Origin of the sequence: Serratia sp. FGI94, from assembly GCF_000330865.1 — a bacterium.
Taxonomy (GTDB): domain Bacteria; phylum Pseudomonadota; class Gammaproteobacteria; order Enterobacterales; family Enterobacteriaceae; genus Serratia_B; species Serratia_B rubidaea.
On record NC_020064.1, the window covers coordinates 4,214,009 to 4,227,663 of the forward strand.

The 13,655-nt window shown below is 55.6% G+C and carries 14 protein-coding genes; 3 read left to right on the forward strand and 11 right to left on the reverse strand.

The window, feature by feature from the left end:
- Positions 1 to 37: 37 nt before the first annotated feature.
- The gene (locus tag D781_RS19210; protein WP_015674002.1) at positions 38 to 772 is read right to left on the reverse strand and encodes a 1-acylglycerol-3-phosphate O-acyltransferase; all 735 of its coding nucleotides are present in this window, start codon (positions 770 to 772) and stop codon (positions 38 to 40) included.
- 239 nt (positions 773 to 1,011) lie between these two features.
- Positions 1,012 to 3,285, reverse strand: coding sequence for a DNA topoisomerase IV subunit A (parC, locus tag D781_RS19215; protein WP_015674003.1), 2,274 nt, complete (start codon positions 3,283 to 3,285; stop codon positions 1,012 to 1,014).
- Positions 3,286 to 3,633: 348 nt separating this feature from the next.
- On the opposite strand from parC, the gene D781_RS19220 reads away from it, so the two are divergent.
- Both D781_RS19220 and D781_RS19225 read left to right on the forward strand, forming a co-directional pair.
- A complete protein-coding gene (locus D781_RS19220; RefSeq protein ID WP_015674004.1) occupies positions 3,634 to 4,215 on the forward strand; it encodes an NAD(P)H-dependent oxidoreductase in 582 nt (193 codons plus the stop codon).
- Between the two features lie 33 nt (positions 4,216 to 4,248).
- Positions 4,249 to 4,557, forward strand: coding sequence for a putative quinol monooxygenase (locus D781_RS19225; protein WP_015674005.1), 309 nt, complete (start codon positions 4,249 to 4,251; stop codon positions 4,555 to 4,557).
- Positions 4,558 to 4,604: 47 nt separating this feature from the next.
- Here the strand turns inward: D781_RS19225 and D781_RS19230 are convergent, their stop codons facing one another.
- The 9 genes from D781_RS19230 to D781_RS24050 all read right to left on the reverse strand — a co-directional run bounded on the left by D781_RS19230 (position 4,605) and on the right by D781_RS24050 (position 11,965).
- On the reverse strand, positions 4,605 to 4,898 hold the full coding sequence (locus tag D781_RS19230; protein WP_015674006.1) for a contact-dependent growth inhibition system immunity protein: 294 nt from the start codon (positions 4,896 to 4,898) through the stop codon (positions 4,605 to 4,607).
- Between the two features lie 9 nt (positions 4,899 to 4,907).
- Positions 4,908 to 5,741: an RNase A-like domain-containing protein gene (locus D781_RS19235; RefSeq protein ID WP_015674007.1), complete on the reverse strand. Its 834-nt coding sequence runs from the start codon at positions 5,739 to 5,741 to the stop codon at positions 4,908 to 4,910.
- Between the two features lie 91 nt (positions 5,742 to 5,832).
- The gene (locus D781_RS19240) at positions 5,833 to 6,777 is read right to left on the reverse strand and encodes a helix-turn-helix transcriptional regulator (protein ID WP_015674008.1); all 945 of its coding nucleotides are present in this window, start codon (positions 6,775 to 6,777) and stop codon (positions 5,833 to 5,835) included.
- Positions 6,778 to 7,293: 516 nt separating this feature from the next.
- Complete coding sequence (gene parE, locus D781_RS19245) at positions 7,294 to 9,189, reverse strand: DNA topoisomerase IV subunit B (RefSeq protein WP_015674009.1); 1,896 nt, start codon at positions 9,187 to 9,189, stop codon at positions 7,294 to 7,296.
- Positions 9,190 to 9,298: 109 nt separating this feature from the next.
- Positions 9,299 to 9,880, reverse strand: coding sequence for an esterase YqiA (gene yqiA, locus D781_RS19250; protein ID WP_015674010.1), 582 nt, complete (start codon positions 9,878 to 9,880; stop codon positions 9,299 to 9,301).
- Positions 9,880 to 10,707: a 3',5'-cyclic-AMP phosphodiesterase gene (gene cpdA / locus D781_RS19255; RefSeq protein WP_015674011.1), complete on the reverse strand. Its 828-nt coding sequence runs from the start codon at positions 10,705 to 10,707 to the stop codon at positions 9,880 to 9,882. The genes yqiA and cpdA overlap by 1 nt, the downstream gene beginning before the upstream one ends.
- A gap of 70 nt (positions 10,708 to 10,777) precedes the next feature.
- The gene (locus D781_RS19260) at positions 10,778 to 11,203 is read right to left on the reverse strand and encodes a DUF1249 family protein (protein WP_015674012.1); all 426 of its coding nucleotides are present in this window, start codon (positions 11,201 to 11,203) and stop codon (positions 10,778 to 10,780) included.
- On the reverse strand, positions 11,200 to 11,835 hold the full coding sequence (gene nudF, locus D781_RS19265) for an ADP-ribose diphosphatase (RefSeq protein WP_015674013.1): 636 nt from the start codon (positions 11,833 to 11,835) through the stop codon (positions 11,200 to 11,202). The genes D781_RS19260 and nudF overlap by 4 nt, the downstream gene beginning before the upstream one ends.
- The gene (locus D781_RS24050; RefSeq protein WP_199557179.1) at positions 11,792 to 11,965 is read right to left on the reverse strand and encodes a hypothetical protein; all 174 of its coding nucleotides are present in this window, start codon (positions 11,963 to 11,965) and stop codon (positions 11,792 to 11,794) included. The genes nudF and D781_RS24050 overlap by 44 nt, the downstream gene beginning before the upstream one ends.
- 158 nt (positions 11,966 to 12,123) lie before the next feature.
- Between D781_RS24050 and tolC the strand changes: the two genes are divergently transcribed.
- Complete coding sequence (gene tolC, locus D781_RS19270) at positions 12,124 to 13,632, forward strand: outer membrane channel protein TolC (protein ID WP_015674014.1); 1,509 nt, start codon at positions 12,124 to 12,126, stop codon at positions 13,630 to 13,632.
- The last annotated feature ends 23 nt before the right edge of the window (positions 13,633 to 13,655 follow it).

Sequence of the window (13,655 nt, forward strand, 5' to 3'; positions counted from 1 at the left end):
AAGCCGTTAAAAAATTACCGCCGTCGGTGAAAGCGTATTATTTTTTGGCGGCTTCGCGCTGCGCCACTTCTTCATCCAGGCGGGCGATTTTCTCCGCCATCAGCTCGCGGCAGTGGGTCGCCAGCTCGCGCACCTGATCCTTACCGTATTGAGTGGTATCGATCGGCTCCAGCATCTCGACAATCACCTCGCCGTTGTTCAGGCGGTTAAGATTGATTTTATTGCTGGTGTTCGACACGCAAATCGGCACGATCGGCACGCCGGCGGCAATCGCCGCATGGAATGCGCCGGTCTTGAACGGCATCAGGCCACGACCGCGGCTGCGGGTTCCTTCCGGAAACATCCAAATGGAAATATCTTTTTTCTTAATCTGATCCACCACCTGAGCGATGGTGCCGTGCGCTTTGGCCCGGTTATCCCGATCTATCAGCAGATTGCCGGTCAGCCAATACAGCTGGCCGAAAAACGGGATCCACACCAGACTTTTTTTCCCTACCGTCACGGTACGCGGCTGCACGATATTGGACGCCGTCACCATATCGTAGTTGTTCTGGTGGTTGGCAATATAGATGCACTTGCCGTACTGCGCCGCATCGGCCGGCTTGCGGATCTCAACCTTCAGGCCGAATACCGTCGACAGGCGGCCGAACAGGTGGCCAAACGTCGCAACGTGGCGAGGATTACGCGGGCTGAACAAACAGTAGATGGAACCGAAAATGCACACCAGAATACAGAACAGAGTGACGAAAACGGCACGCAAAATTAATAACATAACAACCTCATTAGCACACTGCCGACGCAGCCTGATTCGCTGCGCAGATACCTTCCATCATTTTTATTTGCGCGCAGGGCATCACGCCCGCTGGCGATGATACCCGGCCTTGTCGCTATTTTCCTGCCGGCCGGGCATCCGCACAATAAATTTATACGCAGAAATGTTAATTATTTGAAAATAAATACGGAAAGCGGTGAATGATGCGGGCGCCGCCTGGGAAACGGCACCCGCCGAACTTACTCTTCGCTATCCCCGGCCGATGCGCGCTGCGGCAAATCCACCTCCACGCGATCGATACGCTGCAGACCGCGCGGCAGCAGCGTGCCTTTCCGGCCGCGCTCGGCGCGGAACTTCTGCAAATCCTCCGGGCGCAGCGTCAGCTTGCGCTTGCCGACGTACAGCGTCAGCGACGTCTGCGGCGGCAGCACAAACAGCCAGGTCAGCTTGTCATCCCCCGCGGCCGCCTGCGCCGCCGGAATAGAGACGATCTTGTTGCCCTTGCCCTTCGACAGCTGCGGCAAATCGGCCACCGGGAACATCAGCATGCGGCCCGCCTGGGTAATCGACAGCAGCATATCGTCGTCGCCGTGAATTTCCAGCGGCGGCAGCGCCTTGGCGTTCTCCGGCAGGGTAATCATCGCTTTGCCGGCGCGGTTGCGCGCCACCAGGTCGTTGAAGGTGCACACGAAGCCGTAGCCGGCATCGGAGGCCATCAGCAGTTTCTGGTCATCCGCGGCCATCAGCACCTGCTCAATGGTCGCGCCCGGCGGCGGCGTCAGTTTACCGGTCAGCGGTTCACCCTGCCCGCGCGCCGACGGCAGGGTCAGCGGGTCGAGCGCGTAGCTGCGCCCGGTGGAGTCGATAAACACCACCGGCTGGTTGGTCTTGCCGCGGGCGGCGGCGCGGAAACTGTCGCCCGCCTTATAGTTCATGCCGGCAGGATCGATATCATGGCCCTTGGCGCTGCGCACCCAGCCCATCTCCGACAGCACGATGGTCACCGGCTCGGACGGCACGAAATCGTGCTCGCTCATCGCCTTGGCTTCCTCGCGCTCGGCCAGCGGTGAACGGCGGTCGTCGCCGTAGGTCTGCGCGTCCGCCTGGATTTCTTTCTTGATCAGCGTGTTCAGCTTACGCTCCGACGCCAGCAGCGCCTGCAGGCGATCGCGCTCTTGCGCCAGCTCGTCCTGCTCGCCGCGGATCTTCATCTCTTCCAGCTTCGCCAAATGGCGCAGTTTCAGTTCGAGGATCGCTTCCGCCTGCGTCTCGCTGATGCCGAAACGCTGCATCAGCACCGGCTTCGGCTCATCTTCGCTGCGGATAATATGGATCACTTCATCAATGTTGAGGAACGCAACCAGCAAACCTTCCAGAATGTGCAGCCGCTTGAGCACTTTTTCCAGGCGATGGTTCAGACGGCGGCGCACCGTATCACGGCGGTAGGCCAGCCATTCGGTGATAATCTCCACCAGCCCCTTCACCGACGGACGGTTGTCCAGGCCAATCATATTCATATTGACGCGGTAGCTGCGCTCCAGGTCGGTGGTGGCGAACAGGTGGTTCATCACCTGCTCCAGATCCACCCGGTTGGAGCGCGGCACGATCACCAGACGCGTCGGGTTCTCATGGTCCGACTCGTCGCGCAGGTCTTCCACCATCGGCAGCTTCTTGGCGCGCATCTGGCTGGCGATCTGCTCCAGCACCTTGGCGCCGGAGACCTGATGCGGCAGTGCGGTAATCACCGCACTGCCGTCTTCTTTTTTCCACACCGCGCGCATCCGCACCGAACCGCGACCGTTCTGGTAGATTTTACGAATCTCGTCGCGCGGGGTGATGATTTCCGCTTCGGTCGGGAAGTCCGGCCCCTGAACAAACGCCAGCAGGTCATCCAGCGAGGCGCCCGGTTTCTCCAGCAGCGCCACGGCGGCAGCGGCCACTTCGCGCACGTTGTGCGGCGGGATATCGGTCGCCATACCCACCGCGATGCCGGTGGTGCCGTTCAGCAGGATGTTCGGCAGACGCGCAGGCAGCATCTTCGGCTCCTGCAGCGTACCGTCAAAGTTGGGGATCCAGTCCACCGTCCCCTGCCCCAGTTCGGACAGCAGCACTTCGGCGTACTTCGACAGGCGGGATTCGGTATAACGCATCGCCGCAAAAGATTTCGGATCGTCCGGCGCGCCCCAGTTCCCCTGGCCGTCCACCAGCGGGTAACGATAGGAAAACGGCTGCGCCATCAACACCATCGCCTCATAACAGGCGCTGTCGCCGTGCGGGTGGTATTTACCCAGCACGTCGCCGACGGTACGCGCGGATTTTTTGAATTTGGCGCTGTTGCTCAGGCCCAGTTCGGACATCGCATAGATGATGCGGCGCTGGACCGGCTTCAGGCCGTCGCCAATATACGGTAGCGCCCGATCCATGATGACGTACATGGAGTAGTTCAGATAGGCGTTTTCAGTGAATGTGTGCAGCGGTAAACGCTCTACACCGTCATGAGTCAGATCACTCATTACTCAATTATCCTCAGACCGTGGCATGGCAATCCCTAGACATTGGGGCAAAGGACTGTCGTTCACAAAAAAAGCAGTGCCCGTGATTGCTCGTCGTTTGTTGCCCGCGATAGTACCTTATCTGGCCGTATGCTGTCACAGCATTGTCGGTATCGCGGGCGATGTTGGCCGCCATTAAGCGGCGGATTATTGCCAAATCAGCAAAAGTTATGTGACTCAGCGCGCATTTTTCTCACCTGCGCGCGCGGGTAAACTTCTCTTCATCATTTTATCACCCCTGACCGGTTTCATGCCGCGCGTTCACGCCGCCTGAACAAGACGCAGGGCCAATTCGCAAGAGGAAACCCGATGAGTCATATCCTTTTAATCAACGCCGGTAAAAAATTTGGTCACTCCAATGGCGAGCTGAACGACACCCTGACCGATGTCGCCGCCTCTTTTCTGCGTGACGCCGGCCATGACGTCCAGCTGACCGTCGTCGATCAAGGTTACGATATCGACGCCGAAGTGCAAAAATATCTGTGGGCCGACGCGGTAATCTACCAGATGCCCGGCTGGTGGATGGGCGAACCCTGGATCCTGAAAAAATACATCGATGAAGTGTTTACCGCCGGCCACGGCTCGCTGTACGCCAGCGACGGCCGCACCCGTTCGGACGCCAGCAAAAAATATGGCTCCGGCGGCCTGCTGCAGGGTAAAAAACACATGCTGAGCCTGACCTGGAACGCGCCGCTGGACGCCTTTACCGACCCCGATCAGTTCTTCCACGGCATCGGCGTGGACGGCGTTTACCTGCACTTCCATAAGGCCAACGAGTTCCTGGGGATGGAAGCGCTGCCGACCTTTATCTGCAACGACGTGATTAAACAGCCGGATATTCAAAACGATATCGCACGATATCGCGAGCATCTGGCGAAAACATTTGCTTAACTTACCCTTCGCACGTTTGTTAAAGAGGTTGTCATGATCACCGTAATTGCAGAAATCAAAGTCAAACCGGGCCACCGTGAGACGGTATTGAAAGCCATTGAGAAGCTGATCCCGTCAGTGCTGGCGGAAGAGGGCTGCGGCGGCTACCAGCCGCTGGTCGATATCAAGGCGCAGGTACCGTGGAAACAGTCGCTGCCGGATTCGGTGTTCATGCTGGAAAAATGGGAAAGCATCGCGCATCTGGAAAAACACCTTGAGATGGAGCATATGCATCGGCATCGCGCCACCATCAAGGACAGCGTGCTGGATGTGAATATCCAGGTGCTGGAAGAAGCGCTGTAATCAACAAGCCCGGCCACTGCGCCGGGCTTTTTGCAGGCTCACGCTTATTAATCTTGCCCTAATACTGTCTGGATCCGTCGCCGGAAAACATCAAAAAATTCACCGACAGGCGACATGTCCAGATCTCCGGGATAGCGCTCGCAAAACGCTTTGTCCAGATCGTCGGAATATGCTGTTTGAAAATCGTCCATTTCACTGATTAAATTTCGCAGCAAATTCTTAGATGCCCCCTGTAGGTAATAATCAATCATTCCTTCCAGTTCGGTTGAACCCGTAATCAGGTCTGCATCCTGATTAAAGTATCCCCCCATGAGGTTGTCCAGTAATGGATAATCTTTCATTGTTCGCTCCTAGGGGATTGGGTATGCGGTAAGTATGTAGTAAGGCTTACCGTTAAAAGAGCCATGCTCAATGACAACTTTAAGGTTGGAGGTTTTCACAACCTCAGAAGCACCTCGCTGTATGTAATATCCCACGTGATTCGCAGCCCTATGAGTTATGACAAGATTACGAAATGGGTATTTAGCCCAATTTTTTATTAGTGTGTGATTGGCGTTCATAGCGCTTGAGATTGCTCTTTCAGCAATCGTAAGATTCGTAAATGAACTGATAGAACGTGGAGGAAAACGCCCGAATTTAGTCTCCTCCAACCGCTGTAACAAAGCTGCCTTGGATAACCCTACATGGCGAACGATTGTGTGGCCACCAGGCTTCCCTCCCGCCATTGACTCGTGCTCAATCAACCTTATTTTGCCCATACGCACAGAGGCAACACGTACTGCGCTTATCGCTGTCGCAAACATCAACGGCACAGCAATATCGACCGTAAGCCCAACATTGTAAGCCGTATCATCATCCGCCCCTAGGGTTTTAGCCAGTGCGACAGCTGATTGGTAAGTATCAGTAGTTGTCGGCTGACCGGTAATGATCTGATTAGAAGCAGCCTTGATGCTGTCCAGACTGTGAGTGCCAACAATGACGCAACCGACTTTTGTTAACAACGTGGGGTCTGGTACATAACACATCGCCCCAGCACCAATAAGTTCAACAACACCACCGGCAAGCCCCAGGCCGCCAAATAGGCGATTGCTTAGGGTTTCCCCTTCAGTGACACTCCTGTCTGACAGGATCGCCGCCAGTTGAACAGGCGAAAGCGCAACCCGTAAACCTTCCTCTCTTACCATATATTTTCCATCCATTGGATTGGGTTAATCACGCACAAACGACATGGTGGGGTTTCATTATGGAAATGAAATTACGATGTTGAATCTAGTTCTATATACGCAGCTCAGATGTATCTAACTTAAATTCATCTTCCATACCCAATTTCTTCATAATTGCTGGTAAAACTTGATGAATCATTCTCATCCCTACCAACAACTCATTCATATACACATCAGGATGTAGACGTGTTTTATTAAATCCCAGATTCTCCGCCTCAGCTTCATGTCCTAAAGTATCGTGAGAAGCGAATGCCAAGTCTAGTAACTCAGTTTTTAATGGATACCCCTCACGAAAAGCGGCATTTTTGACAATAGATAGCCATCTTTCATAATCAGAGGTTATACGATACTTGAACTCTTTGAATTTAGGTGCGAAAGCACTACCTACCTCTATTTTGCTTGAGGCCAACAGTAATAAACATGGTTCGATATTGCCAGTATCGGTGTCATACAATTCTTCATGGAGGTCATCCATCAGCTCAGAAACATATGCAGCATAAAAACCATAAACATCATTCAAAGAATTATACATTTGATAAATAATATAAAAGTGCTGATTTCCCTCAAGTAATTCCCAATCAAAACCGTCTGGATCGTCATAATCAACATCCAGTTCTTGTGGGAACTTAGCTGGTAAAACAATGCCCATTTCATTTAGGGCATTAAAGGTCTTTGAGCATAATGTACCGTAGGGATCGGTTAATGGCTCCGTCACATAACCTGTCTCTGCATTGCCCTCCGCTATTTCAGCAAGATAACTAATGGTCTTTTCCCATTTCCTTGCATTTTCCAATGAGCCTGCCAAGAGAACGAAATCAGGCTCAACTTCCCCTACTCCTGTTATTTTCCGCATTTTCCTCTCCATATCATCAGACATATACTCCCCTTTCTTCCATTTGCTAATTTGTGCGGGCGAGACACCGAGTTTCTCTGCTAAAATTTTTTGGCTACACGAAAGGGTTTTTAAGGCTAACTCCACAAAAGCTTGACTAGACATATTGGTATCTCCAAAACAATAAATTTAGTAAATAACATTAAAAATTAACTAATCACATAATACGCTTGATTTAGTAAATTTCAACAAAAACTCACCAAAACAAATAACCAATTTAATATCAATAAGTTAATATAGTTATGCAACATATTTACAGAACAGCCCTCTAGGAGGAAACCAATAACTATAAAGATAATAAATTAAAATAAACTCATTTATCTATCCAGCATTATTACTTCTGCTACGATGAACTAATCTCTCTCAAGAAAAATTCATTCTGACTCCCCCATGACACAAAGGAATAACAATCATTATATATACAAATTAATTATCTATTTTAGGAGTAAGATTGAGATTTCAGGATAGATTAAGGAGGGGGGCCGCCATCAGATCTTAATGGCGGCAAAAACATATTATATGATGGGAAGAACAAGCGATATGTCGGCTTTCCAGAACCAACATTACATGAGCATCCTTGCTCGACAAATCAGCCGTTCACAATTCGGCAGATCTGGTTTGTCATACCGACAGCTCGGCGGTATCGCCCTTATCCTGCAGCCAGTTACGGCGATCTTCCGAACGCTTCTTGGCCAGCAGCATATCCATCACCGCCAGCGTCTGCTGCACGTCGTTATCGTCGACCGTCAACTGCACCAGACGGCGGGTGTTCGGATCGAGCGTGGTTTCGCGCAGCTGCAGCGGGTTCATTTCACCCAGGCCTTTAAAGCGCTGGACGTTCGGCTTGCCCTTCTTACGCTTCAGCTGTTCCAACACGCCGGCCTTCTCTTCCTCATCCAGCGCGTAATACACTTCCTTGCCGAGGTCGATGCGGTACAGCGGCGGCATGGCGACATACACGTGGCCGCCCTGCACCAGCGAGCGGAAGTGACGCACAAACAGCGCGCACAGCAGCGTGGCGATGTGCAGGCCGTCCGAGTCCGCATCCGCCAGGATACAGATTTTGCCGTAGCGCAGCTGGCCGAGATCGTCGCTGTCCGGGTCGATGCCGATCGCCACCGAAATATCATGCACCTCCTGCGACGCCAGCACTTCGTCCGACGACACTTCCCAGGTGTTGAGGATTTTCCCCTTCAGCGGCATGATCGCCTGATACTCGCGGTCGCGCGCCTGCTTGGCCGAGCCGCCCGCCGAGTCCCCTTCCACCAGGAACAGTTCGGTCATGCTCAGATCCTGCGAGGTGCAGTCCGCCAGTTTGCCCGGCAGCGCAGGGCCGCTGGTCAGCTTCTTGCGCACTACTTTCTTCGCCGCACGCAGGCGGCGCTGGGCGCTGGAAATCGCCATTTCCGCCAGCTGCTCCGCCGCCTGAACGTTCTGGTTCAGCCACAGGCTGAAGGCGTCTTTCACCACGCCGGAGACAAACGCCGCGCACTGGCGCGACGACAGGCGCTCTTTGGTCTGGCCGGCGAACTGTGGATCCTGCATTTTCACCGACAAGACGTAGGCGCAGCGGTCCCAGATGTCTTCCGCCGACAGTTTGACGCCGCGCGGCAGAATATTGCGGAATTCGCAAAACTCACGCATCGCCTCCAGCAGCCCTTGGCGCAGCCCGTTAACGTGGGTACCGCCCTGCATGGTCGGGATCAGGTTGACGTAGCTTTCGGTCAGCAGTTCGCCGCCTTCCGGCAGCCACAGCAGCGCCCAGTCCACCGCCTCGGTGTCGCCGGAGAAGGTGCCGACAAACGGCGCTTCCGGCAAAGTGATCAGCCCGTTAACCGCTTCCATCAGGTAGTCGGTCAGGCCGTCCTGGTAGCACCAGCGCTGCTCGGTATTGTTCACCTTATCGGTAAAGTAGATTTCCACGCCCGGGCACAGCACCGCCTTGGCTTTCAGCAGATGGCTGAGGCGCGAAACGGAAAAGCGCGGGCTGTCAAAAAACTGTTCGTCCGGCCAGAAGTGGACGCGGGTACCGGTATTGCGCTTGCCGCAGGTGCCGCTGACCGTCAGGTCCTGCACCTTGTCGCCGTTTTCAAACGCCATATCGTAAACGTTGCCGCCGCGCTTGACGGTCACTTCCACCCGTTTTGACAGGGCGTTGACCACCGAGATGCCCACGCCGTGCAGGCCGCCGGAAAACTGGTAGTTTTTACTGGAGAATTTACCGCCGGCGTGTAGCCGGCACAGGATCAGCTCTACTGCCGGCACGCCCTCTTCCGGGTGGATATCCACCGGCATGCCGCGGCCGTCGTCAATCACCTCCAGCGATTGATCGGCGTGCAGGATCACGTCAATGCGTTTTGCATGGCCAGCCAACGCTTCATCGACGCTGTTATCAATCACCTCCTGGCCGAGGTGGTTCGGGCGCTGCGTGTCGGTATACATACCGGGACGACGGCGCACTGGTTCTAGGCCGCTGAGTACTTCAATGGCATCAGCGTTATAGCTGGATTGAGTCATCGTTGATTATATTTTCGTGGTTAAAGGAAGGCGCCGAACGGCCTGCTCAGACCGCATGTTTCCCTTCGCGCCTGGAGCCATCACGTTTGTCGTCTGGCCACAACGTCTGTCATTTTGGGGCGAGCCCTAAAAAATCCACAATCTGGGGGAAGTAGTGGTCGAAACCGACGAAGGCGTGGTTTCCTCCCGACTCCACCGTCTGCCGGCAGGCAGTGTAATAGGCGACAGCCTGGCCGTAATCGAGAATTTCATCGCCCGTTTGCTGCAGCAGCCAGATTAAATCCGGCGACTCCAGAGGATCGATCTGCATGACTTTCAGATCGTAAACGTGACGAGACTCTAACACATATTGCTGGCCGGTGTAGGGGTTCTCGTTTTGCCCGAGATAATCAATCAGCAATTCAAACGGCTTCACCGCCGGGTTAACCACCACCGTCGGCAGCGCGAAACACTGCGACAGCCAAGTGGCGTAATAACCGCCCAGCGAAGAGCCGACCACGCCCAGCGTGCTGCCGGCGCGCGCCATCACCAGATCCTCCAGCAGTTCGGCCGCCTCCGCCGGATAGGGCGGCAGCTGCGGCACCAGCATTTCGATCTGCGGGTGATGGTCGGCCAGCCACGCCTTAAACGCCGACGCCTTGGCCGACTGCGGCGAACTGTTAAAACCGTGCAGGTAAAGCAGCGTTGACATCAGTAGCCGTCCGAATCCATATCGGGGCGGAAATCATCGTTGTCCAGACGGCACACCTGGGTTTCCACGCGTCCGTCAGGCAGCAGATCGAGATAGCGCCAGCCCGGAGAAACATCGTCGATGGTAAAATTAGTACAGTGCGGCTTGAATTGCACGCAGGTCGACGGCGACGCCAGCAGACGCCGTCCCTGCCAGCTCAGATCCAGCTCCTGGTGGATATGCCCGCACAGCAGCGTGTTGACCTTCGGGTAGCGCAGCAGCACCGCGCCCAGCATATGCGGGTTGCGCAGGCTGTGCTGGTCAAGCCAGGTGCAGCCGGAAGGCAGCGGATGGTGGTGTAACAGCAGCAGGGTGTAGCGATCCGGGTAGGCCTGCAGACAGCGCTCCATCCACTCCAGCTGGTATTCGCTCAGCTCGCCGTGCGGCACGCCGAACACCTGGCTGTCCAGCAGGATCACCTGCCAGTGCTCGCCCAGCAGCACGTGCTTGGAAGGGGTAATGCCCGCGGCGGCCAGCGCGTCGACCATCGCCGGCTGGAAATCATGATTGCCCGGCAGCCACACGCAGGGCGCGGGCAGCTGCGAGATTCCGTCCGCAAAGTGCCGATATGCCTCGGGGGTGTGATCCTGCGCCAGGTCACCGGTGGCGACAACCAGGTCAAACTCCCGCTGCTGGGCGCGCACCGCGTCCAGCACCGCATGGTAGCTGCGGTAGGTGTTAATGCCCAGCAAGGTCTCGTGCTCGCCGGCAAACAGGTGGGTATCGGTTATTTGTAAAATCCTGACCTTGGCCCCACTCGCCACGGGCAGTTTAAACAGGCTCTCCAAATGGTGTCCTTTGTTATCTCAGTCTGTCTCTACCCGTCATACTTCAAGCGTGCTTACCGTCGCTCGGGTATCACACAACAGGAACCGCCATCGCACCATGCGCTAAACAGTAGCGCAGCCAATCAGCAAGAAACTGGTTAATTTGATGCTTTTCGTCGCGTTGATGCAACTTTTTATTCGGGTAATCATAGCGCGCTTTAAAACGAGAGATCTGCTGGCTGGCACACACTTCCGCAACCATCGCGTCATGATAGAGCCGCACCGTCATCGCCGGCAGGCTCCAATAGCTGACCGCCGGAAAGGTCTGCTCAATCGTCACCAGCGTCGTGTAACGCGTGGATTCCGCAATCGTCAGCCGATAGCGGGCGCCGTTCACCTGATAAGTCACCGTCTCCCCGGTTGCGTCGTCGCGCGGCAGCAAACGCCGCAGCTGCGCGAAATTGGTTTCACACACTCTCATCATTTCCGGGAAATCAGGGGTATAGCGCTTTGTCATGGGTTGACCCACTCTTTTCTGAGCGATTCATGGTGCAACGCCAGCCACTGCAGGGCAATCACCGACGCCGCATTATCAATCGTACCGTCCTCCACCCAGCGGTAGGCCTGTTCGCGGCTGACCACATGGACACGAATATCTTCATTTTCTTCACTCAATCCATGAATGCCTTCGGCGGTCGCGGCGTCCACTTCGCCGACCATAATCGACAGCCGCTCGCTGGTGCCGCCCGGACTGGCCAGATAGCTCAGCACCGGCTTGCAGCGCCCGACCGTCACGCCGGCCTCCTCTTCGGCCTCGCGGCGGCACACGTCTTCCACGCTTTCGCCGTCTTCGATCATACCCGCCACCATTTCCAGTAACCAGGGCGAGTCTGAGGTATCGACCGCGGCGATGCGCAGTTGTTCAATCAGCACCACTTCGTCGCGCTGCGGATCGTAAGGCAGTAACACCGCCGCATGGCCACGTTCGAAAATCTCGCGCGTAATCTCGTCACTCACGCCGCCGTTAAACAATTTATGACGAAAACGGTATAAATTGAGTGAAAAAAAACCACGGTACAGCGTGTCCCGTGCAATAATTTCTACATCATTTTTGTCGAAAGTAACGGGCGTAGGCCGTAAGTTGCTCATAAACGCGGTTCTCCTGCGTGAGTATGCCGGTGAAATAAACAGTTTTGATGACAGAAGCGGCGAGACTTTCCCCCGCCGCGCGTTGTGGTAGATTATTGACCATGATAACAGGAGTCACGGTCGCGGACATGATGGCCGGTGCCTCACAGGGCAGGTCAAACGCGAAAAGATCCGCCGGATGGCACGTTCAGCCACCTTATGCTCAGCGCGGACTCTGCTAGAATTGACAACTATTTAGACTATCGTCAGCGCTAACATACCAATATTGCTGCACAACAAGGAATGCAAATGAAGAAACTGCTCCCCCTTCTTATCGGACTGAGCCTGGGCGGCTTCAGTGCAATGAGCCAGGCAGAGAACCTGCTGCAGGTTTATAAACAGGCGAGGGAAAGTAACCCGGATCTGCGCAAATCCGCCGCTGACCGCGATGCCGCATTCGAAAAAATCAACGAGTCGCGCAGCCCGTTGCTGCCGCAGTTGGGGCTGACCGCCGGTTACACCTACGGCAGCGGCTACCGCGATTCCAGAAACATTGATACCGACACCACCAGCGGCTCGCTGGCGCTGACCCAGACCATTTTCGATATGTCCAAATGGCGCGCGCTGACGCTGCAGGAAAAAACCGCCGGCATCTCCGACGTGACTTTCCAGACCGCGGAGCAGAAGCTGATCCTCGACACCGCCACCGCCTATTTCAACGTGCTGAAGGCGATTGACACCCTGTCTTACACCCAGGCGCAGAAAGACGCGGTATACCGCACCCTGGATCAGACCACCCAGCGCTTTAACGTTGGCCTGGTGGCGATCACCGACGTGCAGAACGCCCGTTCCAACTACGACACCGTGCTGGCAAGCGAAGTCAACGCCCGCAACGCGCTGGACAACGCGCTGGAAGCGCTGCGCCAGGTGACCGGCACCTTCTATCCGCAGCTGGCCTCGCTGAATACCGAACGTTTCGCCACCACGCGGCCGGAAGCGGTCAACAACCTGCTGAAAGAGGCGGAAGCGCGCAACCTGAGCCTGCTCTCGGCGCGTCTGAGCCAGGATCTGGCGCGTGAGCAGATCAAATATGCGCAAACCGGCTACATGCCGACCATTGATATGAGCGCCTCCACCGGCATTACCAATACCAAAAACAATGGCTCACGCAACACCAGCCCTGATTCCGACATCGGCCAGAACAAAATCGGTGTCAGCTTTAACCTGCCGATTTACAGCGGCGGCGCCACCAACTCGCAGGTGAAACAGGCGCAATACAGCTTCGTCGGCGCCAGCGAGCAGCTGGAAAGTTCGCACCGCACCGTGGTGCAGACCGTGCGCTCCTCGTACAACAACGTCAACGCCTCAATCAGCAGCATCAACGCCTACAAACAGGCGGTGATCTCGGCGCAGAGCTCACTGGATGCGATGGAAGCCGGCTACCAGGTGGGCACCCGCACCATCGTCGACGTGCTGGACGCCACCACCACGCTGTATGACGCCAAACGTCAGCTGTCCGACGCGCGCTACACCTACCTGATCAACCAGCTGAACATCAAGTCGGCGCTCGGCACCCTGAACCAGAATGACCTGCTGACGCTGAACGGCGCGCTGGGCCAACCGGTTTCAACCGCGCCGGACGCGGTCGCGCCGCAGAACCGCGGCCAGGACGCCTATGCCGACGGCTATCAGGACAACGCGCCGATGCAGCAGGTTACCGCGCCGGCACCGGCCAACCGCGTCAACAGCGCAACGCCGCAGCCTACGGCTCCGGCAGCGGCAACCGGCAGCCAGCCGCGTAATCCGTTCCGCAACTGACGGACGCAGCCTGACAACACGTA

What these genes read in the sequence shown, in the direction of transcription:
- D781_RS19210 (WP_015674002.1), bottom strand. Translation starts at nt 772, where the DNA reads ATGTTATTAATTTTGCGTGCCGTTTTCGTCACTCTGTTCTGTATTCTG.
- parC (WP_015674003.1), bottom strand. Translation starts at nt 3,285, where the DNA reads ATGAGTGATCTGACTCATGACGGTGTAGAGCGTTTACCGCTGCACACA.
- D781_RS19220 (WP_015674004.1), top strand. Translation starts at nt 3,634, where the DNA reads ATGAGTCATATCCTTTTAATCAACGCCGGTAAAAAATTTGGTCACTCC.
- D781_RS19225 (WP_015674005.1), top strand. Translation starts at nt 4,249, where the DNA reads ATGATCACCGTAATTGCAGAAATCAAAGTCAAACCGGGCCACCGTGAG.
- D781_RS19230 (WP_015674006.1), bottom strand. Translation starts at nt 4,898, where the DNA reads ATGAAAGATTATCCATTACTGGACAACCTCATGGGGGGATACTTTAAT.
- D781_RS19235 (WP_015674007.1), bottom strand. Translation starts at nt 5,741, where the DNA reads ATGGTAAGAGAGGAAGGTTTACGGGTTGCGCTTTCGCCTGTTCAACTG.
- D781_RS19240 (WP_015674008.1), bottom strand. Translation starts at nt 6,777, where the DNA reads ATGTCTAGTCAAGCTTTTGTGGAGTTAGCCTTAAAAACCCTTTCGTGT.
- parE (WP_015674009.1), bottom strand. Translation starts at nt 9,189, where the DNA reads ATGACTCAATCCAGCTATAACGCTGATGCCATTGAAGTACTCAGCGGC.
- yqiA (WP_015674010.1), bottom strand. Translation starts at nt 9,880, where the DNA reads ATGTCAACGCTGCTTTACCTGCACGGTTTTAACAGTTCGCCGCAGTCG.
- D781_RS19260 (WP_015674012.1), bottom strand. Translation starts at nt 11,203, where the DNA reads ATGACAAAGCGCTATACCCCTGATTTCCCGGAAATGATGAGAGTGTGT.
- nudF (WP_015674013.1), bottom strand. Translation starts at nt 11,835, where the DNA reads ATGAGCAACTTACGGCCTACGCCCGTTACTTTCGACAAAAATGATGTA.
- D781_RS24050 (WP_199557179.1), bottom strand. Translation starts at nt 11,965, where the DNA reads ATGTCCGCGACCGTGACTCCTGTTATCATGGTCAATAATCTACCACAA.
- tolC (WP_015674014.1), top strand. Translation starts at nt 12,124, where the DNA reads ATGAAGAAACTGCTCCCCCTTCTTATCGGACTGAGCCTGGGCGGCTTC.